Below are 21,537 nucleotides of genomic sequence, written 5' to 3' on the forward strand. Positions count from 1 at the left end.
TCCCGCCCGTCGCCGGTCACACCGGGCCCAGACAAGCCTTGATGAGGATATCCATGCCGTCCGCTCTCCCCGGCGCCAGCCCGTCGCTCGTTCTGGTCAATGGCCGGATTCTCGGTGAAGCGGGGCCCTGCGAGGCCCTGGCCATCGCCGGCAACCGTATCGTCGCGCTTGGGAGCTCCAGCGAGATCGCCGCCCTTGCCTCGGCCGGGACAGAGCATGTCGATCTCGCCGGCAGGACCGTCACTGCCGGCCTCATCGATGGCCATGCCCATCTCGACCGCGAGGGCCTGAAGAGCGTGCTGCCCTCGCTCGCCGATTGCCGTTCGATCGAGGACATCGTCGCGCGCATCGCCGAGATCGCCCGGCAGAAGAAGCCGGGCGAGTGGATCATCACCATGCCGATCGGCATCCCTCCCAGCTATGAGAGCGTGCTGGCCGGAATCGCGGAACATCGCTTCCCCGACCGCTGGGACCTTGACCGCGCCGCGCCGGACAACCCGGTCTATATCCGTTCGATCTGGGGCTACTGGCGCTCGACCCTGCCGCTGGTTTCGATCGCCAACAGCCGCGCCCTGCGGTTGGCCGGCATCGATGCCTCGACGATGCCGCCGGCCCCGTCGATCGAGATCTGCCGCGATGCCGCCGGCGAGCCGAACGGCATCTTCGTCGAGACCAACAAGATGCCCGTGGTCGAACTCAGCCTGATGCGCCGGGCGCCGCATTTCTCGGCCAGCGAGCGCGCCGGCGCGCTCGCCGCATCGATGAAACTCTACAACCAGGCGGGCACCACCAGCGTGTTCGAGGGCCACGGCATTGCCGCCGAGGTGCTGGACGCCTATCGGCAGGTCCGGTCCGAGGGCCGCCAGACCGTGCGGGCATCGATGATCTTCAGCCCGGCCTGGCCCTCGACATCGGGGGAGGATTGCCGGGCCCTGCTCAAGTCCTGGGGACATTGGCTCGCCGGCCGGGGACTGGGAGACGCCTGGCTCGGCATGGCAGGGCTCTACGGCGAAATCGACGATTCCGCCGAGAGGGAGCTGCGCAGCGCAGCCTTTCCGCAGACGGGCTGGGCCGGCTTCCACTATAATTCGTCGTTGCCGCGCGACGCCCTGAAGACGGTGCTGATCGAAGCCGCGCGCAATGGCATCCGGGCGGTCGGCATCCTGCCCAATATGCTCGACCTCTTCGCCGAGGTGGACAAGATCGCCCCGCTCGCCGGCCAGCGCTGGGTGCTCGGCCATGTCGTCAGCCTGACGCCGGACCAGGTGAGGCAGGTTGCCGGTCTCGGGCTGGCCGTGACCACGCATCTGACCGCCTATATCTACAAGCGCGGCAGCGAGCTGGTCGAGAAGCTCGGGCGCGAGCGGGCTGGCGAGATCGTGCCGCTGCGTTCCCTGCGCGAGGCCGGCGTGCCGATTTCGTTCGGCAGCGACAACGCACCGCTCAGCCTGTTCCACTCGATCGCCCATGCGGTCAACCGACGCGACCGGACAGGCGCCGTCATCTCCCCCGAACAGGCCCTGACACGCGAAGAGGCGCTGGAATGCGCGACGCTCGGCGGCGCGAGGCTGACCTTCGCGGATGGCGAGATGGGCAGCATTGCCATCGGCAAGCTCGCTGATCTGGCCGTGCTCTCGGCCGACCCGCTGCGCTGCGCGCCCGACGAGCTCGCCCGGATCGAGTCGCTGTTGACCGTCGTCGACGGGCAGATCGTCCATCGCGCGGACGCCGGCGGCGGGCGCTGAGGGAGGCTGCCATGACCGAACTGCCGACGAAACCCGTCTTTCTCGACTATGATCAGGCCCGGCTCGACCTGAACTACAATCAGGGCGCCTGGGCCGCCAACGCAGACGAGATCATCGCCTGGTACCGCGAGGCGAGCCTCATTGCGCATCGAAACCTGGCCTGCCGCTCGCTCGCCTATGGCGAGGGACCGTCCGAGCGGATCGACTTGTTCCCGGCGGCCTCGCCGCGGGCGCCCCTCGTCGTCTACGTCCATGGCGGCGCCTGGCGCATGCTCGACCGCATGGACAGCGCCTTCGCGGCGGAAGCCTTCGTGCGGGCGGGGCTGAACTTCGCCGTGCTCGACTTCGCCAGCATTCCCGCCGTCCGGCTGCCCGAGATGGTGATGCAGGTCCAGCGCGGCATAAGCTGGCTCGCACTGCGCGCGACCGAGCTGGGTTTTGACCCCGGACGCCTGTTCGTGATCGGCCACTCCTCGGGCGCGCATCTCGTCTCGGCCGCGCTCACCGCCGAGACGCCGCATCGCATCGCGCCTGGCATGGTCGCCGAGGCCCTCTGTGCGAGCGGCGCCTATGATCTGGAAGGGCCGATGCTCAGCGCGCGGGGGCGCTATCTCGACCTGACCGCAGCCGAGATCGCGGCGTTCAGCCCGATCCGCCATGTCGAAGCGCTGACCTGCCCCGTTCTCGTCGCCTATGGCGAGGCTGAAACCGACGAGTACCGGCGCCACGCCACGACGTTCCACGCAAGCCTGCGGAACGCGGGAAAGGCAACGCAGTTGCTGCGCGCCGAAGGGCAGAACCATTTCGAGGTCAGCCGCATGCTGGCCGCGCAGGATAGCCCGATCTTCGACGCGCTCATGAAGGCCGTCTGAAGCGGCCTAATTCCGGGCGTACGGTCCCATTGCGGGAAGGTCGCCAGCCGCATTCGGGGGCGACGGTATCCGCGCTGCCCCCGCCCTTGCTCTCGTGGCGTCAACGCGCCTGGCGGCGTCCAGTGCTGCCCCACGCACCGGCAATTGTGGCCAGGCTTCGGCCGGAAGCGACCTCAACAGGACGGCACCAACGCCGCCAGTTTCGAGCGAGACGAAACATTTCAAAGTCACGACCTGACGACCGGAATTGGCCCTTTTGTATGGACCGGCTGCGTTTCACAACGGTTGGGCGCGATAACGGAAGTCGCTCATATGTATCCGGCCTACTGATCGGCTCGCGGGCCGTGGCCTCGTTGGGAATACGCGCGCACCTTTGGCCTCATTACCAGATCGGCCGTTCAGCGGCCAAAAGGGCCACCAGGCTCTGGGTGCGCATATTGAATCCGTTCCATGCCTGCTCCGTCGCGAACTCCTTGGGAGGCTGCTAGATGGCGAGCGCCTCCTCGTGTGTGTCGAACGACCGTCCGTTGCGCAAAACGCTCCAGCTGATGCGAGCGAGCTTGTTGGCAAGGGCTGTCGCAAGCTTGTTGCGGTGAAGCCGCGGAGCCGCCTCCTTCAACCAGGTTCCGAAGCTGAACTTCTCCCAGTTCTGCGGTCTCATGATGATGACCTTCGCGGCTTGGATGAACAGCATTCTCAGATAGGTGTTGCCCTGTTTCGAGATGCGCCCGAGCACGGTTCTCCCGCCGGTGCTGTATTGCCGCGGGACGAGACCGAGCCAGGCGCCAAAATCGCGGCCTCGGTCGAAGGCTTCACCGTCGCCGATCGCGGCGACCAGCGCCGTCGAGATGATTGGCCCGACACCTGGAACGCTCATGAGCCGTGTGCAAGCAGCCTGCTCGGCCGCGATCTTCTCGATCTCGGCGGTGATCGTCTCGATCCGCTCGTCGAGCCACAGCCAGTCCTCGTAGAGGCCGACGATCAGATCGCTCATACGAGGCGAGATCTCATCGGCACGGTTCTTCAGGATGTCGAAGAGCGAGGTGCGCAGGGCCCGCAACCCCGGCCGAATGGCGATACCCTGCTCGATCAGGAACGCCCGGATCTGGTTGACCGTTGCGGTTCGGCGCGAGACCAGCCGCGACCGGATGCGGTGGTAGGCCTGCAAGTCGAGTTCGTCCTGCGTCTTCTCCCGCACCACCCGCAGGTTCGGTCGCAGCGCGGCCTCCGCGATGGCCTCGGCATCGTTGTAGTCGTTCTTCTGCCCCTTCGCGAAAGGCTTGGCGTACTTCGCCGGAATGATGCGGGGCTCATGGCCGAGCCTGCGCAGCGTACGGGCAACGAAATGCGCACTTAGGCACGCCTCCATTCCGACGATGCAGGCAGGAAGGATCTTGAAGGTCTCTTCGAGCGCCAAGCGTCGGATCTTGCGCCGGAAGGCGATCTTGCCGTTCGCGTCGAAGCCGACGAGGTGAAAGACGTCCTTGCCGATATCGATGCCGATAACGGTGAGTTCTGCTTCAGTGTTCGAAGTCGTCCTGGTCATGGGGCTGCTCCGGCTTGACGGTAAGGCCGCAGCTTACGCGGCCGCGGGAGCAGCCGGTCCATCCCATTACCCGACATCCAGGGAGTCTGCTTTCGGGCAGTCTGAACCGCCTTCGAATTTCGCGCCTCCGACGAGGATCATAGCTCCGGACAATCGTGCCATCTCGGTCCGAAGCGCGGTCCATTGGCGGCGGGTCGGATGGTTTCGTAGGAGCACCCGCGTCACCACGGCCCCGACGACAGCAAGGATGCCGGTCGAGACGATCGGGTCGCTGAGCAGCGCGACGATGTCGCTATAGCTCGTCATGGCCAGCGCGGAGGGCGTTCAGCGGCGTTCCGGCAGCCATATGGTCATCCCCGGTTCGAGCCCCTCGCCGCTGCCTTCCGGGTCGAGACGGAGGCGGAAGGCGTTCAGGTCATGGTCGCCTGCGGCGCGCGCGGCCCGCCAGGTCGCGAACTCGCCGAGCGGAAGCAACTCGGTCACGCGCGCCGGAAGCTTGCGTCCGCCCGCGACCGTCAGCGTCAGGCTACTGCCGATGTCGACGCCGCCCAGCGCGTCTTCCCGCAGGGTGAAGGCGAACCATCGGTCGCCGTCGACATTCAGCGTCAGCACCGGCTTGCCCGGGCCGATGATTTCGCCGGTCTCGGCGACTCGGATCCCGACCGTCCCGTCGGCCGGGGCCGTCAGCCGGGTCTTGGCGAGCCGGGCCTGGGTCTCGGCCAGCGTCGCATCCGCCAGGGCGACCCTGGCATCCGCCAAAGCGCGCTCCTCCGCAGTCGGGCCGGCCCGCGCGAGCGCGGCCTGCGCGGTCTTGGCGTCGAGATCGGCCTGCGCCTTAGCGAGCGAGGCCGTGCTCTCGTCGAGTTGCCGCTGGCTTGCGAAGCTGTTGTTCGCCAGCGCGGCAGCGCGCTCATATTGTTGTTTCGCCAGGAGCAGGTTGGCCTCTCCGGTCTGCACCGCCTCTGCCGCGATCTGAACCTGCTCCTCGCGCACACCGGAATTAACCCTGTCGCGATCGGCCCGGGCACTGTCGGCCGCAGCCTTCGCCTCGCCGAACTGGGCGACCAGGTCGGGATTGGCGAGCACCGCTAGGAGATCGCCCTTGCGGACCCTCTGCCCGGGGGCAACCGCAATGCTGGCGAGGCGCCCGGTGGTGTCGGATGCGACGCGGATTTCGGTCTGCCGCACCATGCCGGCGATCTGCCCCCGTGACGGCTCGCTGCGCCTCAGCCATAGGCCGAGGCCGGCCGCCGCGATGGCAAGCACTGCGGCGAGCAGAAGAAGTCTCCGCATTCTAGCCACTAGACGCCTCCCTTCTCCCGGAAAGCCGCACGCCCAGAATGGCGAGCACGGCATAGAGCCCGGCCAGGCTCCAAAGGCGGACCCAGTCCCTGAAGACATCGACGAAGGCGGCGCCCATCTGGTTGGCCCGGACCAGCGCATCGATGCCCGAGGTGCTCGGCAGGGCAAAACTGGCGCTGCGCAACAGCGGCGGGATCGCCTCCGGCGGCCAGGCCACGCCGACAAGGAAAAAGAGCGGCAGACTGATTGCGATCAGCAGCAGCACCGCCGTCTCGCGATGCTCGAACCAGCTCCCGACGAACTGCCCGAGAAAGCTCACCGAGAGGATAAAGGGGATCGCCAGCACGAGCAGGTCGAGAACGCGATCGCTGGCTGAAAAGCCATAGAGCCGCGGCAGGACGATCAGATAGAGGGCGAAGCCGGGCAGCGCCAGCAGGAGATGGGCGAGCCCCTGCCCAAGCACTGCCGTGACGGCGGCGCGGTTGCGTCTGGCGCCATGCCCGCCGCGCTCGAAAGCGACCCCGCCCAGCGTCGCCGCCCCCATCAGCAGTGTCTGCTGCAGAATGAGCACGAAGGCTGCTGGCACGATGTAACTGCCATAGCCCCCGGTGGGATTGAACAAGGGCTGGTTCAGCACGGCGACCGGCGAGCCGCCGGCCAGGGCGGCCAGGGCGAGGCTGCCATCAGGGCGGGCGCTGCCTGCGCTCAGGTCCGAGCGCACCGTGGCTACTCCCTCCTGGATGCCTTGCAGCGTGCGGCTATAAAGCAGGAAATAGGCGGAATCGACGAAGGCCGGCAGCCGCGCCTGATTGCCCTTTAGGACCTCCCGCTGCGTGCCGGACGGGATGGTGAGGATGCCGAACACCTCTCGGCGCGCTAGTGCCTGCTCGGCTTCGGCGAGGCTCGCCGGCCGGGCGGCGACGGCAATGGCCTCGTGCGCATCGAGCGTCTGCAGGATTCGGCGGCTGAGGTCGGTATAGTCGTCGTCGACGACCGCAATCGGGATATCCTTGACGAGCTGGCCCAGATAGGGCTGCGGATAGAACAGCCCGTAGATGATCGGCGCCAGCACGATGAGGCTGAAGACGCCGCGATCGCCGAGGACGCGGCGATACTCCGCGGCGAAGGCGGCGACCAGCCCCGGTCCCGCCGCAGCGTGGGGCGCGGCTTCCGCCGCAAGGCCGGGCAGCCCCGCCCGCGCCAGCGCGCGCAGCCGCAGCCAGGCCAGGGTGAAGTAGAGCGCCGCCAATCCGGACAGGATGACGAAGGGATAGACCGAGGCCTGGACCGGGACGCCACGCGCCGCTTGGTCGAACAGGAGCTGGATGTACCAGCGCAGCGGCAGCACGCTGCCCCAGGCCTGGGCGAAGGTCCCCATCGCCAGCGCCGGAAAGCCTACGCCCGCGAAGCCGAAGGCCGGCGAGCATACGATGCCACTCAACCCAAGGCCGGTGGGCAGGTCCTTGACCAGCAACTGCAGCAGGGCGCCAACCGACAGATACCCGATGATCAGGAGAAAAGCGGAGGCGACCATCATGCCGGGATCGCCGCGAAACGGGATATCGAGCAGGCCGTGGATGATGCCGAGCTCCACCGCCATCACAGTGATGAAGATGCAGACATAGGGGATCAGCTTGCCGACCAGCGCCGTCAGCGGTCTGCCTCCGGCGGCGGCGAGCCATTCCGCCAGATTGCGCCGCCTGAACTCCGAGCCGACCGCATAGCCGGCCGCGATCGTGACCACCACATGGAGCACCGTCGGCAGCACCGCCCGCAGGAGGAACTGCACGTAGTTCAGGGCCGGATTGGTCAGGACATATTGCTCGACGACAAGCGGCCCCGGAGCATAGGCCCGGTTGCCTCGGCTGCCCTGCAGCCGGGCGATGGCGTCCGAGAGCGCCGACTGCAGGGAGCTCGACACGGCATTGCCCGGGGTGAAGAACTGCTTGTTGTAGAAGATCACGACCTCCGGCCGCCGGCTGGCCAGCAGATCGCGTTCGAAATTCCTCGGAATGTAGACAGCCGCGAGCACCGAGCCCGCGCGGATTGCATGCATCGCGCTGCTGAGATCGGCCGAGCGCGTCGCCACCAGAACGCCCGGCGCGGCATTGATCGCCTGCACGAAGTTCTGCGAGCTTTGGGAGTGATCCTGGTCGACGATATCGACCCTGAGATCGCGGATCACCGCATTGCCAAAGGTCGCCGCCAGCAGCGCGAAGGCGATCAGGGGAATGCCGATCACCAAGAGCAGCGCCACCCTGTCGCGCCGGATCCAGCGAAGCTCCCGCGTGGCGACGGCCAGGACGCCGACGGCGGGCCGGGCGGCCATCAGCGCACCCTGGTCCAGTCGGCATAGGCGCTCATGCCGGGGCGAAGCAGCGGCACCTTTTCGACCGGATAGGCCCGGACCTCGAAGGTCCTGAGATCGAAATCCCCTGTCGCCCGCGTCGCCCGCCAGCCGGCATATTCCCCGCGCGTGGCGATGGTGCGCACCTCGACCATCACGGGCTTGTCGCCGAGCGCCGGGATCTTCACGGCGAAACGGTCTGCGACCTTCAGGCCCTTCACCAGATCCTCGCGCATGTCGAAGCGCAGCCAGACATCGCTCAGATCGACGAGGGAGAGCAGCGCCACGCCTGGCGAGACATATTCCCCGAGCTCGATGCCGAGCTGATAGACCTGCGCCGCGACCGGCGCCTTGACCGCAAGTTCCGCCACCTGCGCGCGCAGGGTCTCGATCGCCGCCTCGGCCTTGACGACGGCCGCCTTGGCGACGGCGCGCTCCTCCGGCGTATAGCCGGCGACGGCTTCGTCATAGGCAAGCTTCGCCTGCTGGGCGCTGCGCTTGGCGACATCGAGGGTGGCCGTCGCCTCGTCGAGCCTCTGGACCGAGGCGAAGTCGCGCTCCGACAGGCGCTTAGTGCGGTCGTAATTCTGCTGCGCCAGCGTCAGATTGGCCTCGCTCGAGGCGACGGCTGCCTTGCGTTGCGCCACCACCTCGGAGCGCGTGCCGACTTCGATGCGCGCCAGATCGGCCAGCGCGACCTGCTTTGCCGCCTCGGTCTCGCGTAGCTTGGTCAGCAGTTGCGGGTTGTCGATCTCGACCAGAAGCTGGCCGGCCGCAACATTATCCCCACGCGCGAGCGGACGCTTGCCGACGCGGCCATCCACCCGCGCTGCGACGTCGATCCGCGTGGCGTCCGCCTCGCCCTGGATCAGAAGCGGCTGAGGCTGGGCGAGATACCAGAGCGAGAGGCCGACGATCGCCGCCACCGACACCGCAACCACCGCTGCCGCGCCGCGCGACGGCCCGGGCGGCTCGGGAGCGGGAGGCGGCGCCTCCGCGGCGTCGACCCGTTCAGATCGAAGCGACCCCGTCACAGCCATCCTGCGCCCTCCCTCAGAGGCCCCGCGCCCTATCATAGGCATCGCGCCGGCCTGCTGTCACGGCGAGGCGCGGAATGGAGACTGCGCCGGCGCTCCTCGCCCGCGACGGGCGCGAGTGGGAGCTGGACAAGCGCAGCATCACCCTGGGGCGCGATTCCACCCGACTTCCGCCGCGACGCGCCCACGGTTCCCCGCAGCCAGGCATGCGCCGAACTAGCGCAGCGGAATGCCCAACGTCGACTCGCGGTCACATTGCAAAAGGGCACTTGAAGGCTGAGGCGGAGAAGCGAACTGGGCGCGCCAAGAGGTGCCTCTGAAACACGGCGGCTACACAGCGATGCCGCATAAATTTGGGGCTCATCCGCGAAATGAAGATGCTTAGCGAATTGGTGGACTAAGAGTGAACTATGCCTGTGGATCGAATTGCGATGAATCACCTTGCCGGGCATTCATCTCTCGGCGCCATCTTGCCCACCATGAGCAACTATCGCCAATGCAGAGCCTTCCTGATGCACGCGTTCCTTACACTTGAGGATGACTGCCCAGAAGACGATCGGCTGCGGCGCGCTATCGAGATTCTGCTAGAGGCGGTGGCCCTCACCGAACGAGCCGCAAGGCCTTCGAACGTTGTGCGGCTTCCGACTCGACCGAGCGTCTCGAATGCATTGCGCCCTCGAACTCCGGGAGCCTGACGGAGGTTTGCCGCCTCTGGCTAGCCGGTTGGGGTCTTTGGTGCGGCGGCGGGAGTCGAACCCGCCCGATGAATGCGCGATGCAAGCCAAATTTGGATCGGTCGCCCGACGCCGCGTCAGATCGTTCATGAACTGGAGCGAGATGGTGGGGCCAGCCTGGATGCTTCTGCATCGGCTCGATAACTCCCGCTCTCCTCATCCGCGTGGTTGAAGGCCGTTTTCCAAGACAGTCCGTGCGGCCACAAACACCTCCCGCTTCACCGCTAGGCTGCCCTGCTGCTGCTCCAGAAGCAGGAGCGCGGTTTCGTAGATCTCGCGAATGTCATCCGGTTCCAGTACACCTTTTTGTACAAGACATCGCAGCAGACCCGCCATTGTCGATGTCGAGATGAGATTTCCGGCCGATGCCGCGTCTGACGGATGGAGAGACATGCCGCTGCTCATTGCGCCGCTGGCTGCGGCGGGTCGGGCACGTCATGGCCCTTGGCGGAATACGCGCTGATCTTGTTGCGCAGCGTGCGGATAGCGATGCCGAGCATGTTCGCCGCATGGGTGCGGTTGCCACCTGTCTCCCGCAGCGTCGCCAAAATCAGGTCACGCTCGACGTCGGCAACAGGCAGGCCGACGAGCTGCTCAACGACGGCGTGATCCAGGTCTAGGTCGGGCATGGTCACGGTCCTCTCCGAGCCCCCAGCTCTGATGGACGACGACAAGGGGGCGCCCTCAAGGTTAAGAATTGGTGAATTCGAGCAGGGGCGGCGGAACTGTGACCGCGCTGCTGCGGGCCTAAAGGCCATTAGTTCCCGACGCTTTCTCAACTCGCGCAGCAGGGCATTCAGTGCCCGCAACCCCGTCCGGTGATCGGCTTTGACGGGGCGCTCCGAAGGACTTCAACCGGGGGCGCAGCGAGGCGCGCCATTGACCTCCTCGCTCAATTCCACGAGCATTCTCACTCGAGGCCTACCGCGCCGGTTTCTCCTCCCCGGCCCGCGCGTGACTGGCCGGGCGGTTGTTAGCAGATGGCCGCCCGGCCTCCTTCCGCGACGGAAGGTTCGTTTCTGCAAAAGCGCCCGCCCGCGGTCCCCTCGCGTTGTCGCGTTCCTCAAGACCAACGCCGCCACGCGGCCAACGTCCAACTTGGGTCGGGACCTGGCTTTAATCCGTCCAGGAATGTCCAGTTGCGGGCAACGAGCCAACGTCCGGAAGTGGCGCACCGCAGACCAAGGCGTGGCACAGGTGGAGGTCAGGTCAGGCATCCCCGGTCATCTCAGACATTCGCGACGACGCGCCTGCCGGTCTAATCGACCCCTTCGCGGCCCCGACAATCTCGCCCCCCTTACCCCGCAAACACCGACCGCTCCGCAAACCCCGTATGCCGCCGCATCATCCGGCCCACGACCCGGTCGCGCGAGGTGCGGATGTGGCGCGCCACCGCTTCGCGGGCGGCTGACGCATCCCTGCGCGCCAGCGCCTCGATGATCTCGTCATGGTCGTGGCGGACCTCCTCGCCATCCTCGGCCGCGCCGAGATCGGCGAAGAGTAGGCGCTGCATCTCGTCCATGGTCTGGGCGATGCCGCGCAATAGCCGGGCGTTGTCGGCAATGGTCGCGATCGCCTCGTGAAAATCCTGGTTGGCGCGCATGAAGGCGCGGTAGCTCGCCTGGTCGCCGATGCGCAGCTCGACGGAGGATAGCCGGCGCATCATTTCGACATGGCTGTCGGTGATGCGCGGGGCGGCGAGTTCGGCTGCGGCGCATTCGAGGATCAGCCGCATCTGGATCAGCTCGTGGAAATCGCGGAGCGACAGCTCGGTGACGCTGTAGCCGCGGCGCGGAATGACGCGGACCAGCCCGTCCTGCCGCAGCCGTGACAAGGCCTCGCGCAAGGGCGAAGTGCTGACCTTGAAGCGTGCGACGAGATCCGATTCGTTGAAGACCGCCCCTTGCGCGATCTCGCCAACGATGATCGCGGCGCGGAGCTCCTGATAGACGCGCTCGGCCAGCGAGAGCTTGGCATCCTGTCCTGCTTCGGCCTTGGCCGGCATTGTTCAAGCCCTTCGTGAAAAAGGTCGCGGCGCCTGATGCGCCGCGACCGCTCCCTGCCCTATTGGTCGGCGGGTTCGGCAGGCCCCGTCAAGCCCGCCGACCAGCGAAGAAGCGCTGGACGACGACGAGGATGATCAGCGCTGCGAGCGCTTCGACGAGCGCGACCGCAATCAGGCCTGGCGCGATCTGGCCCGTGGCGTCCTTCAGCAGGCCAAGGCCATAGGGCGCGAGGAAGCCGCCGAGATTGCCGAACGAGTTGATGATCGCGATGCCAGCCGCAGCCGCCGTGCCGGCGAAGAGCCGGTTGGGCAGCTGCCAGAACACGGGAATCGCGCCATAGGCCCCGGCCAGCGCCAGCGAGAACAGCACGACGACCATCTGCGGCGAGCCGTGCAGGGCAAAAGCGACGCCGGCGAGGCCGAGCGCGCCGACGATCAGCGAGCCGACGCATTGCAGCAGCGGGCGTCCCGTCCGGTCGGCCATCAGGCCGTTGCCGATCATCACCGCGGAACCGACGAGCGAGGCGCCCGAGACCAGCCAGCCGATGGTCGCGACATTGCCGAAACCGGCCTCGCGCATGATCGTCGGGCCCCAGAAGGCGACGGTCGCGTTGGCGACGATGATGCAGAAATAGACCAGCGTGAAGATCCAGAGCCGCGGATCGCGCAGTACCATCGACAGGCCATGCTCGCGCGGACCGAGCACCCTCGCGTCGCGCTCAAGATCGTCGCGGACCGCGCTGCGCTCGGCATCCGAGAGCCAATGCGCCTGTTCCAGCCGGTCGGTGAGCCAGGCGAGCGCAAAGAGCCCGATCAGGATCGTCGGAATGCCCTCGACGATGAACAGCCATTGCCAGCCCGACAGGCCGCCCAGGCCCTGCATCCCGGTCATGATCTGGCCGGCGAGCGGGCCGCCAATGACGCCGGACAAGGCGACCGAGGACATGAAGATGCCAAAAACCTTGGCCCGGCGCTCGCTCGGGAACCATTGCGTCAGGAACAGGATGACGCCCGGAAAGAACCCGGCCTCGAAGGCGCCGAGCAGGAAGCGCAGGATGTAGAAGGTGGTCGGCGTCGTCGCATAGGACATCAGCGCGCAGATCGTGCCCCAGCCGATGGCGATGCGGGCGATGGTCTTGCGCGCGCCGATGCGCTGCAGCAGCAGGTTGCTCGGCACCTCGAACAGGAGATAGCCGATATAGAAGATGCCGGCGCCGAGCCCATAGACGGCCTCGGAGAAGCGCAGCTCGTCGGCCATCTGCAGCTTGGCGAAGCTGATATTGACGCGGTCGACCCAGGCCAGCACCCAGAGAACCATCAGGATCGGGATCAGGCGCCAGAAGATCCGGCGATAGGCGGTGTCGAGCAGCGTCGCGGTCGCGCGGGCGGCCGCGCCCGGTAGCGATGTATCGGTCATGTCAGAATCCCCTCGGCGGCCTTCGACCAGCATGAGCGAAGTCGTGGCTCGATTTGTGATGCATCAATAAAACATCATAAACGAAACGAGCCTGTCAACAGGCACGGTCGGGGCTATGACGAGGCCGATCGGTTGAACGCGCCCTCTCCCGCCATCCCAACGTCGACCCCTTGACCGCTGGCACTAACTGCGAGCAGTAATTGAAACATCAAAAAAACATCTAAGGGATGAGCATGTCCATTCTGACACTCGGCGCGGCCGGAGATATCGTGGTCCGCGAGCGGCTCTATGCCAGCGACGCGCTAATCGATGAGGGTTACGGCGAGACGCTGGCCTATCTCCGGCAGAGCGATCTGGTCTGGGGCTCCTGCGAGGTGCAGTTCGCTCGCCAGGGCTATCGCAGCGATGCGCCGATCGCCTATCTCGTCGACCCGACGGTGGCCGGCGATCTCGGCCGGGCCGGATTCGGGCTGATGACGGTCGCGACCAATCACACCTGCGATTTCGGCCCCCATGCCTTCCTGGAGACGCTCGACCATCTGCACGCGGCCAGTGTCGACACGGTCGGGGGCGGCAAGGACCTTGCCGCCTCACTCGTGCCGGATCTGCGCGTGATCAATGGCTGCAGGTTAGGGACCATCGCAGTCTCCTGCCTGCTGCCGCCGGACTATGCGGCGACGGAGACGCGGCCGGGCATCGCGCCGCTCGCAATCGAGCAATGGCCGGAAATCCACCCTGTCCTGCTCGCGACCGAGCCCGGTGCGCCGATGCGGATGCGCAGCCGGGTGCGCGAGAGCGATCTCGCGCGGTTGTGCGGTCAGATCGCCAGCTTGCGGTCCCATGTCGACGTGCTGATCGTCAGCGTGCATTGGGGCTATGGCCGTGGCGACCCGCTGGCCGAATACCAGCGACCGCTAGGCCAGGCCCTGATCGATGCCGGCGCCGACATGGTGCTCGGCAACCACGCCCACAGCCCGGCCGGCGTCGAGACCTATCGGGGCAAGCCGATTCTCTACAGCCTCGGCAACCACATCGCCCAGCAGGACTGGGACAACGCCACGCCCGACCAGAAAGCGATCTTCTCGCAGATCGACCCCTGGTCGCTGGTCTGCCGCGTCGGCATCGGCACCGGCGGTGTCGAGACGATCGAATTCCGCGCGACCGAGTGCAACGCAAACGGGATGCCGGTGCTGATCCAGGAGCCGGCCCGCGCCCTGCCCGTGCTCGACCGCTTCGACCGGCTCTCACGCGGCATGGGCACGGAAGCTGAGATCGACGGCGCGCGCCTCACGACCCGGTTCTCAGGCTGAGAAGCGAATTGCGGCGGCGTGGATGCGAAAGGCGCCACGCCGCTGGCGCGAATCCCCCTAAAGTAGCGCGCGCTCGTCGCGGCCGAGCAGGCGGAAGGCGAGATAGATCGCGCCTGCGCTGAGCACGAGCAGGATCGTCGAGAGCGAAGCGGCGGTGCCGTAGTCGCCGTCATTGATCGCGATATAGATCTTGACCGGCATGGTGATGGTGCCGCCGACATAGAGCACGAGCGACGAGGAGAGTTCGTTCACCGCCGTGACGAAGGAGAGCATCGCGCCGGCGATGATGCCGGGCAGGATCAGCGGGATCGTCACCCGCATGAAGGCCTGGACCGGGCTGTAGCCCAGCGAGATCGCCGCCTCCTCCATGCTCGGACCGACCTGGCGCAGCGCGGCGGCCGAAGAGCGCACCGCATAGGGCAAGCGCCGGATGAAGACGGAGAGGATGATGATCGCCGCCGTGCCGGTCATCACCAGCGGCGGCGTGTTGAAGGCGGCGATGAAGGCGACGCCGACGACGATGCCGGGCATGACATAAGGCACCATCAGGGTGGCATCGAGCAGCGAGGTCTGGGCGGTGTTGCGCCGCGCCACCAGGCAGCCGATCAAGGTGCCGATGACCACGATCAGCAGGACCGATGCCCCTGAGAACAGCAGCGAATTCCACACGACATCGCCCAAAGTCGCGATGATGCGGCGATAGCTGTCGAGGCCGAAGCCCGGCTGGAAGACCGGCCCGTTCGTCTTCCTGACCGAATAGATCGCCGCGATGATCGCCGGCATCGCCCCGCCAAGCGCGATGAAATAAACCGCGGCATGGGCCGCGACATTGGCAAAACCGCGCAGCCTGACCTTCTCCGGCCGGTTGATCAGGGTGCTGTGATAGACGTTTTTCCGCGACATGAAGCGCTGGATGAAGACGAAGACCATCGACATCAGGATCAGCGCCAGGCTGAGCGTGGTCGCCATGCCGAGATTGGAGCCGATCTCGGCGGAATAGGCGGTATAGGCCTCGGTCGCCAGCACATTGAAGCCGCGCCCGAGCAGCCGCGGCGTGCCGAAATCGGCGATGGCGTGGATCAGCGCGAGCAGGCCGCCGGCCGAGAGCGCCGGCAGCACCAGCGGGAACGAGATCTGCAGCACGCGCTGGAACGGCGTCAGCCCGAGATTCTCCGCCGCCTCCTCCAGCGAGCGGTTGACATTGGCGAGCGCGCCCGAGGTCAGCAGATACACATAAGGATAGAACTTGAAGGCGAAGACGATGAGGATGCCCCAGACGCCGTAGATCGGCGGCATGAAGATGCCCCAGGACATCAGAGTCTGGCGCACGAGGCCGCCCGAGCCGAACAGCACGATCCAGGAATAGGCGCCGATGAAGGGCGGCGAGACCAAGGCCAGGATCGCCAGCATCGAGACGAAACGGCCGCCGGCGATGTGGATTCGGGCCGTGCAGAAGGCCATGATCGAGCCGAGCAGCAACGCGCCGGCGAGCCCGCCGAAGCCGACGATCAGCGTGTTGATGAAGGCGTTGAAATAGCGCGTGCTGCCGAACAGCCTTTGCCAATTGGCGATAGTGAGCTGGCCGCTCTCGTCGCGGAAGCTGGACACCAGGACGAGCCCGAGCGGGATCAGCAGCAGCACGATCAGGATCGCCCAGGCCCCGACCGCGACCAGCGTCCAGAAATCCGGGCGCCAGCTGCGGCGCGTGGCTGGCACGGCAACAGTGCTCATGCCGCACGCTCCGCGCCGACGCGCCGCCCCTGCGCATCGAAGGGATGGAGATCGGCCCTGTCGAAGCTCAGGCGGATCTGCCGGCCGGCCTCGATCGCGAGATCGGGCGGCGGCGAGCCGATCTGCGCGACGAGCCGGTGCCCTTGCGCCTGGACGGTGAGATGCGCCTCGCGGCCGAGATAGCTGAAATGCTCGACCGTTCCGGCAATGCTCGCGGCGCCGTTCTCGCTTCCCCCTTCGCTAGCCCCCGCCTCGGCGAGGCGCAGACGCTCGGGCCGCAGCGCCCATTGCGCGACGCCCGGCACGTCAGGCAGGCCGAAGGCCGAGGGCGCGAGCAGGTTCATCGTCCCGACGAAGGAAGCGACGAAGCGCGTCGCCGGTTTCCCGTAGATCTGCTGCGGCGTGCCGATCTGCTCGACGCAGCCATGGTCCATCACGCAGATCCGGTCGGAGATTGCGAGCGCCTCCTCCTGGTCATGCGTCACATAGATCGCAGCAATGCCGATGGTGCGCTGGATGGCGCGGATCTCGTCGCGCAGGTCGACCCTGAGCTTGGCGTCGAGATTGGAGAGCGGCTCGTCCATCAGCAACAGCCGCGGCTTCACCACCATCGCCCGGGCAATGCCGATGCGTTGCTGCTGACCGCCCGACAGCGCGGCGGGCAGCCGGTCGGCCAGCGCCGCCAGCCGGACCGTCGCCAGCGCCTCCGCGACCCGCCCGCGGATTTCGGAGGTCGCGACCTTGCGGGCTTTCAGCCCGAAGGCGACGTTCTCGGCCACCGTCAGATGCGGGAAGATCGCATAATCCTGGAAGACCATGCCGATATCGCGCTTGTGCGGCGGCACCGCCAGCAGGTCCTGGCCGGCGAGATCGACCCTGCCCTCGGTGAGCTGCGAAAAACCCGCGATCGAGCGCAGCAAGGTCGTCTTGCCGCAGCCGGAGGGGCCGAGCAGCGTGAAGAACTCGCCCTTCGCGACCGAGAAGGAGACGCCCTTCAGGGCCGTCGTCGCTCCGTAGCGCTTGATCGCGCCATCGACAGTCAGATACGCCATGCCGGCAAAGCACCCCCGCTTTTGTCCCTAGTTGCGCATGGCCGCGATTGGACGGCAAGATGAGAAACTTCGCCGGCGCAGATCGGTGTGACAGGGATGGGGATGGCTATGACAGCGAGCGGAAACATGTCGCGCAGGACCTGGATCGGGCATCTCATGCTGACGGCCGGACTGCTTGGCGTGGCCGGCGGGGCCTCTGCGGCCGACAACAAGGTCGTGCTCTACACCGCGCATAAATCCTCGATCGTGCAGAAGATGATCCCGCTCTTCGAGGCCGAGACCGGAATCAAGGCCGAGGTCGTGCAGCTCGGCTCCGGCGATGTCTTCCGCCGCGCTCGTGCCGAGGCGGGTGCGCCCAAGGCCGATGTGATCTGGAGCGTCACCGGCTCGCTCCTGACCGAAAATGCCGACCTGCTGGCGCCCTATACGCCCAAGGACCAGGCGGCGATCGACCCGCGCTTCATCGCGAGCCCGGCCTGGACGCCCTATACGACCGTGATCTACGTGCTGATGGTCAACAGCAAGATGGTCAAGGACGCCGAGATCCCCAAAACCTGGGCCGAGCTCTCCGACCCGAAATGGAAGGGCAAGGTCGCCTCGGCCCGTGCCGACAATTCCGGCTCGGCCTTCCAGCAGATGACGACGGTGCTGACCGCCGGCGGCGACAAGGGCTGGGAGGTCTATGGCAAGCTCGCCAAGAACTTCATCTTCTCCGACAGCTCGGGCGCCGTGCCGCGCTATGTCGCCGATGGCGAGGCGCCGCTCGGCCTGACGCTCGAGGACAACGCGCTCGAATATGTCGCCGGCGGCGCGCCGGTGAAGATCGCCTATGTCGCGGACGGCACGACGACCTCCCCTGACGGCGTGGCGATGGTGAAGGGTGCGCCCAATCCCGAACCGGCGAAGCGCTTCATCGACTGGGCCTTGTCGAAGAAGACGCAGGAAGCGCTGGTGAAGGAAGCCGGCCGCCGTTCGGTCCGCGGGGATGTCGCGGCGCCGGGCGATGTGAAGCCGCTCGCCGATCTGACCCTGGTCAAGCTCAAATCCGTCGACGAACTCGGCGGAACCAAGGCGATGCTCGAGAAGTGGAGGCAGGCGACCGGCCAGTAATGGCCTGAACGGGGCGGCTGAAGCCGCCTCGCGCCGAGACTCCCCATGCAGATTGAATGTTTCAGCCTCGGCAAGCGCTTCGCCAGCCCTGAGGAGAACGAAGACAGCGTCGTCATCCTGCCCGGCCGCGGCTATGCCGTGATCGATGGCGTGACCGATCGCAGCGGACGCCGCTTCGGGGCGATGCGGGCCGGGCGCTTCGCCTCGGCCCGGGTCGCGACCGAAGTCGCCCGCTTTCTCCTCAGCGAAGACCTGAGCGTTCGCGGCGGCGCGGATCGCGTGCGCCGGCTGGTCCTGGCGCTCAGCGACACGCTGCGCGAGGGCTACACGGCGCATGGCCTGTCGGCGCGGGCGGAAACCGATGCGTCAGCGCGGATCGGCTGCACGCTGGCGCTGGGTTACCATGACGGCCCGACACTGCAGCTGGTCTCGATCGGCGATTCCGGCATCCGGTTGAGCGGGAAAACGCTGGGCACGGTCCGCCATGTCGAAGCGAAGCCGCTCGACCGCGTCACCGCGCTGATCCGGAGGGAATGCTGGGCCTATCTCGGCCGGATGCGGGCCGATCCGCTGCCGCAGCGCACGATCTCGGACGAGGCCGTCTGGAACGGGTTGCGCGTGCCGCCGGCGGGTTTGGGCCCGGAGGCCTGCGCCGAGGTCAGGGCTCATGTGCTCCATCTTTGCAGCGAGGAGATGCCGACGATCTCCCGGGCCGAGATCGAGCGGCTGCTCGACAGCGGCATCAGCGGCCAGCGCGCCTTCGCCAATCATCCGGCAAGCGATCTCGGGTATGGCGTGCTCGACGGCTTCGCCATCGCCGAGCGGCATGTCTTCACCGCCGACTATGCCGCAGACGAGGTCGCCCGGCTCGAACTGTTCAGCGACGGCTATTTCGCCGAGCCGGAGGCTTTTGGCGTCGCCGCCTGGGAGGCGAGCTTCGCCGAGGTCGAGCGCATCGACCCTGACAAGATCGGCCCCTATGCCAGCGTGAAAGGCTCCGGCCCCGATGGCTGGACCGACGACCGGACCTATCTCGGTGTAGCCTTCGACCGCTGAGCGCTTCCGAGGTCAGGTCGATCGGGGCGATCGCAGCTTCGTTGGTCTGCCCTGCCCGCAATCAGGAATGGAAGCGCGTCGCCTCGCCCCTCCGGCCGGCGGCGCTTATCCGCCGGACAGACGGTTTTGAACGCGAGGCCATGATGAAATCGCTCGACTTCCGCTCGGACTATGCACAGTCCGATGAAGGTTTGTCCGAACTGACGCGGCTCATCCACGACGTCTTTGAAATCGATATCTCGCCACTGGATCGCCTGGGCCACGATCCGAGCGTCGTCGGGTTCGGCTGGTGGCTCGGTAATGAGCTGGTCGCCAATGTCAGCCTTTATGAGCGACGGCTCTGGCTTCAGGGAAAACGGGTGACAGCCTTTGGCGTTCAATCCGTCGCGGTTCGACCGGAATGGCGTGGAAGAGGCTTGTTTCGCGACCTGATGGGGCGAGCACTCGGTTTCGCCGACGCCAGAGCAGACCTCGTCATTCTCGCCACCGACACACCAAGCCTCTATACGCCTTTCGGCTTCCGACAGCTCGGCGAAACAATCTTCAGCGCCGCATCGGCGCAACGACAGATACAGTCGAGCTATCGTGCGCTGTCGTTGGAAGAGGACGGCGATCTGGCGCTTCTACGGGGTCTCTTCTCCAGCAGAGCGCCGACCTCGCTCGTGGCTTCGGCTTGCGACCACCCGGCCTTGTTCATGTTGAAGGCCGTCGCGGCACCTGAAATCGAATTGCTCCACCTTCCGGAATTTGCGGTGGTCGTTGCGGTCAAAGGGCGAAATGGGCCGTCGATGACCCTGCTCGACATCGTTGGCCCGGCGATACCCTCGCTGGACGAGATCGTTTCTGCGCTTGGCTACGCTGGAGAGCGGATCAGCGTACGCCTGACGCCCGACCGTCTGTCCTGGGCGCCCGAGCCGCAGATTCCGGTCGATAACGGATCCATGGTCCGCGGCTCCTTCGCGCCCGAAGGCCAGGCCTTCATGCTTACCGACATGCGGATCTAGCCGCAGGCTGCTTCAGGCCACCCTCCGGTCGCCGGGGGGGCATTTCGCCCGCGCATCTACACCGGCCCCGCTCCCCGCGGGAATCGAATCGTCCGCGCGGGACTGACGGCTCAGGATCGGCGGAATCATCGAATCCCCACTCGGTCCGAACCCGCTTGGATTGCGCTGGACCCACTCATGCCCCGGCCCGCGCGGCGCCTGTGGCTCCGGCGCGGCCGGCGTACCGAGGCGGAAATGCCCGCCGCGACCAGCACTGCCGCCGACCGGCAGCATTGGGGAACGGCCTCTGGCCGAGGCCGCGCGCCCGGCACGCCCTTGGGGATAGGCGCAGCTCTCCACACACATCATCCCTCGCATTCAACCGGTTGGCCGAAAACGCGTTTCGTCCATTTCCTCCCGTTTTCGACGCTCGCATGCCGGTAGGTGAAGGAATGGATTTTTACGACTCGTTAACCATTCCATTCCTAGATCAAGGCAACCGAAAATTTACCAAGATGACTGACGTGTTAACTCAACCTAGGCCGATCCGCCTCAAGGGGCGCTCCTATCTTGCACTGACGCTGACCCCGGAGCTTCCCTTCGAGGACTGGCTGACGCGGCTCGACGAACTGGCTGGCCTGTCTGCCGGATTTTTCCTGCGGCGGCCGGTGGTGGTCGACGTCGAAGGCCTGAATATCGACCGGCCGCAGCTGCGCGACCTCGTCGGCCAGCTCGGCAAGCGCAATGTGCGGATCATGGGCATCGAGGGCGCACCACCCTCGCTGCTCGGCGCGGACCTGCCGCCGGCGATGTCAGGCGGACGCGCGGCCTCGGATATCGAAGCCCCGACCGCCGAACAGGCGCCGCAGGCCGAGGTCGCCGAGAGCGTGCAGCCTCCCGCCCCTGCCCCGCAACCGGTCAAGGCGACGCCGTCGATCATCGTGACCGAGCCGGTGCGCTCGGGGCAGTCGCTGATCTTCACCGAAGGCGACGTCACCGTCATCGGCTCGGTCGCATCGGGCGCCGAGATCGTCGCCGGCGGCTCGATCCATGTCTACGGCACGCTCAGGGGCCGGGCGATCGCCGGCGCGATGGGCAATGCGTCTGCGCGCATCTTCTGCCGCAAGCTCGAGGCGGAGCTGCTCGCGATCGACGGCTTCTACAAGACGGCCGAGGACCTCGGACCCGACATGCGCGGCAAGGCCGTCCAGATCTGGCTCGAAGGCGAAACATTCAAGGTTGGATCACTCGCCTGAAACGACGGCGTATCCACAGAAAGCGGGAGAGTGC

Annotated in this window: 18 protein-coding genes; 7 read left to right on the forward strand and 11 right to left on the reverse strand. The window is 66.5% G+C overall.

Going from position 1 to position 21,537, the window contains the following annotated elements; genetic code table 11:
- The first annotated feature begins 53 nt into the window (after positions 1 to 53).
- Both BIWAKO_RS26925 and BIWAKO_RS26930 read left to right on the forward strand, forming a co-directional pair.
- On the forward strand, positions 54 to 1,745 hold the full coding sequence (locus BIWAKO_RS26925; protein ID WP_069881265.1) for an amidohydrolase: 1,692 nt from the start codon (positions 54 to 56) through the stop codon (positions 1,743 to 1,745).
- Between the two features lie 11 nt (positions 1,746 to 1,756).
- The gene (locus tag BIWAKO_RS26930) at positions 1,757 to 2,617 is read left to right on the forward strand and encodes an alpha/beta hydrolase (RefSeq protein WP_069881266.1); all 861 of its coding nucleotides are present in this window, start codon (positions 1,757 to 1,759) and stop codon (positions 2,615 to 2,617) included.
- A gap of 484 nt (positions 2,618 to 3,101) precedes the next feature.
- On the opposite strand, the gene BIWAKO_RS26935 is transcribed toward BIWAKO_RS26930, so the two are convergent.
- The 9 genes from BIWAKO_RS26935 to BIWAKO_RS26975 all read right to left on the reverse strand — a co-directional run bounded on the left by BIWAKO_RS26935 (position 3,102) and on the right by BIWAKO_RS26975 (position 13,005).
- Positions 3,102 to 4,163, reverse strand: a complete 1,062-nt coding sequence (locus BIWAKO_RS26935) for an IS110 family RNA-guided transposase (RefSeq protein ID WP_069878466.1) — start codon at positions 4,161 to 4,163, stop codon at positions 3,102 to 3,104.
- Positions 4,164 to 4,229: 66 nt separating this feature from the next.
- Positions 4,230 to 4,469 carry a hypothetical protein gene (locus BIWAKO_RS26940; RefSeq protein WP_069881267.1) on the reverse strand — a complete coding sequence of 80 codons (240 nt, stop codon included), beginning with the start codon at positions 4,467 to 4,469 and terminating at the stop codon, positions 4,230 to 4,232.
- A gap of 18 nt (positions 4,470 to 4,487) precedes the next feature.
- A complete protein-coding gene (locus BIWAKO_RS26945) occupies positions 4,488 to 5,456 on the reverse strand; it encodes an HlyD family secretion protein (protein WP_069881268.1) in 969 nt (322 codons plus the stop codon).
- A gap of 1 nt (position 5,457) precedes the next feature.
- Positions 5,458 to 7,794, reverse strand: coding sequence for an ABC transporter permease (locus BIWAKO_RS26950; RefSeq protein WP_069881269.1), 2,337 nt, complete (start codon positions 7,792 to 7,794; stop codon positions 5,458 to 5,460).
- Positions 7,794 to 8,852 (reverse strand): HlyD family secretion protein, encoded by a 1,059-nt coding sequence (locus BIWAKO_RS26955; protein ID WP_084651883.1) that lies wholly within the window; start codon positions 8,850 to 8,852, stop codon positions 7,794 to 7,796. The genes BIWAKO_RS26950 and BIWAKO_RS26955 overlap by 1 nt, the downstream gene beginning before the upstream one ends.
- An 887-nt stretch (positions 8,853 to 9,739) precedes the next feature.
- Complete coding sequence (locus BIWAKO_RS26960) at positions 9,740 to 9,976, reverse strand: hypothetical protein (RefSeq protein ID WP_141740247.1); 237 nt, start codon at positions 9,974 to 9,976, stop codon at positions 9,740 to 9,742.
- An 8-nt stretch (positions 9,977 to 9,984) separates the two neighbouring features.
- Complete coding sequence (locus BIWAKO_RS36855) at positions 9,985 to 10,212, reverse strand: helix-turn-helix domain-containing protein (RefSeq protein ID WP_069881272.1); 228 nt, start codon at positions 10,210 to 10,212, stop codon at positions 9,985 to 9,987.
- Positions 10,213 to 10,880: 668 nt separating this feature from the next.
- Entirely contained in the window at positions 10,881 to 11,588 is a 708-nt protein-coding gene (locus BIWAKO_RS26970) for a GntR family transcriptional regulator (protein ID WP_069881273.1), read from the reverse strand.
- Between the two features lie 88 nt (positions 11,589 to 11,676).
- Positions 11,677 to 13,005, reverse strand: a complete 1,329-nt coding sequence (locus BIWAKO_RS26975; protein WP_069882830.1) for an MFS transporter — start codon at positions 13,003 to 13,005, stop codon at positions 11,677 to 11,679.
- 233 nt (positions 13,006 to 13,238) lie between these two features.
- Here BIWAKO_RS26975 and BIWAKO_RS26980 point away from each other — a divergent pair, with 233 nt between their 5' ends.
- Positions 13,239 to 14,315: a CapA family protein gene (locus BIWAKO_RS26980; RefSeq protein WP_176733413.1), complete on the forward strand. Its 1,077-nt coding sequence runs from the start codon at positions 13,239 to 13,241 to the stop codon at positions 14,313 to 14,315.
- 57 nt (positions 14,316 to 14,372) lie between these two features.
- Here BIWAKO_RS26980 and BIWAKO_RS26985 read toward each other — a convergent pair whose 3' ends face one another.
- Both BIWAKO_RS26985 and BIWAKO_RS26990 read right to left on the reverse strand, forming a co-directional pair.
- Positions 14,373 to 16,046, reverse strand: coding sequence for an ABC transporter permease (locus BIWAKO_RS26985; RefSeq protein WP_069881275.1), 1,674 nt, complete (start codon positions 16,044 to 16,046; stop codon positions 14,373 to 14,375).
- Positions 16,043 to 17,098, reverse strand: coding sequence for an ABC transporter ATP-binding protein (locus BIWAKO_RS26990; RefSeq protein WP_069881276.1), 1,056 nt, complete (start codon positions 17,096 to 17,098; stop codon positions 16,043 to 16,045). The genes BIWAKO_RS26985 and BIWAKO_RS26990 overlap by 4 nt, the downstream gene beginning before the upstream one ends.
- A gap of 126 nt (positions 17,099 to 17,224) precedes the next feature.
- Here BIWAKO_RS26990 and BIWAKO_RS26995 point away from each other — a divergent pair, with 126 nt between their 5' ends.
- The 4 genes from BIWAKO_RS26995 (at position 17,225) to minC (ending at position 21,503) form a co-directional block, all read left to right on the forward strand.
- Entirely contained in the window at positions 17,225 to 18,208 is a 984-nt protein-coding gene (locus BIWAKO_RS26995) for an extracellular solute-binding protein (RefSeq protein WP_176733414.1), read from the forward strand.
- A 45-nt stretch (positions 18,209 to 18,253) separates the two neighbouring features.
- Positions 18,254 to 19,264, forward strand: a complete 1,011-nt coding sequence (locus tag BIWAKO_RS27000) for a hypothetical protein (protein WP_069881278.1) — start codon at positions 18,254 to 18,256, stop codon at positions 19,262 to 19,264.
- Positions 19,265 to 19,407: 143 nt separating this feature from the next.
- Entirely contained in the window at positions 19,408 to 20,268 is an 861-nt protein-coding gene (locus tag BIWAKO_RS27005; RefSeq protein ID WP_069882831.1) for a GNAT family N-acetyltransferase, read from the forward strand.
- Positions 20,269 to 20,762: 494 nt separating this feature from the next.
- Positions 20,763 to 21,503, forward strand: a complete 741-nt coding sequence (gene minC / locus BIWAKO_RS27010) for a septum site-determining protein MinC (protein WP_069881279.1) — start codon at positions 20,763 to 20,765, stop codon at positions 21,501 to 21,503.
- The last annotated feature ends 34 nt before the right edge of the window (positions 21,504 to 21,537 follow it).

Origin of the sequence: Bosea sp. BIWAKO-01 (genome assembly GCF_001748145.1) — a bacterium.
Taxonomy (GTDB): domain Bacteria; phylum Pseudomonadota; class Alphaproteobacteria; order Rhizobiales; family Beijerinckiaceae; genus Allobosea.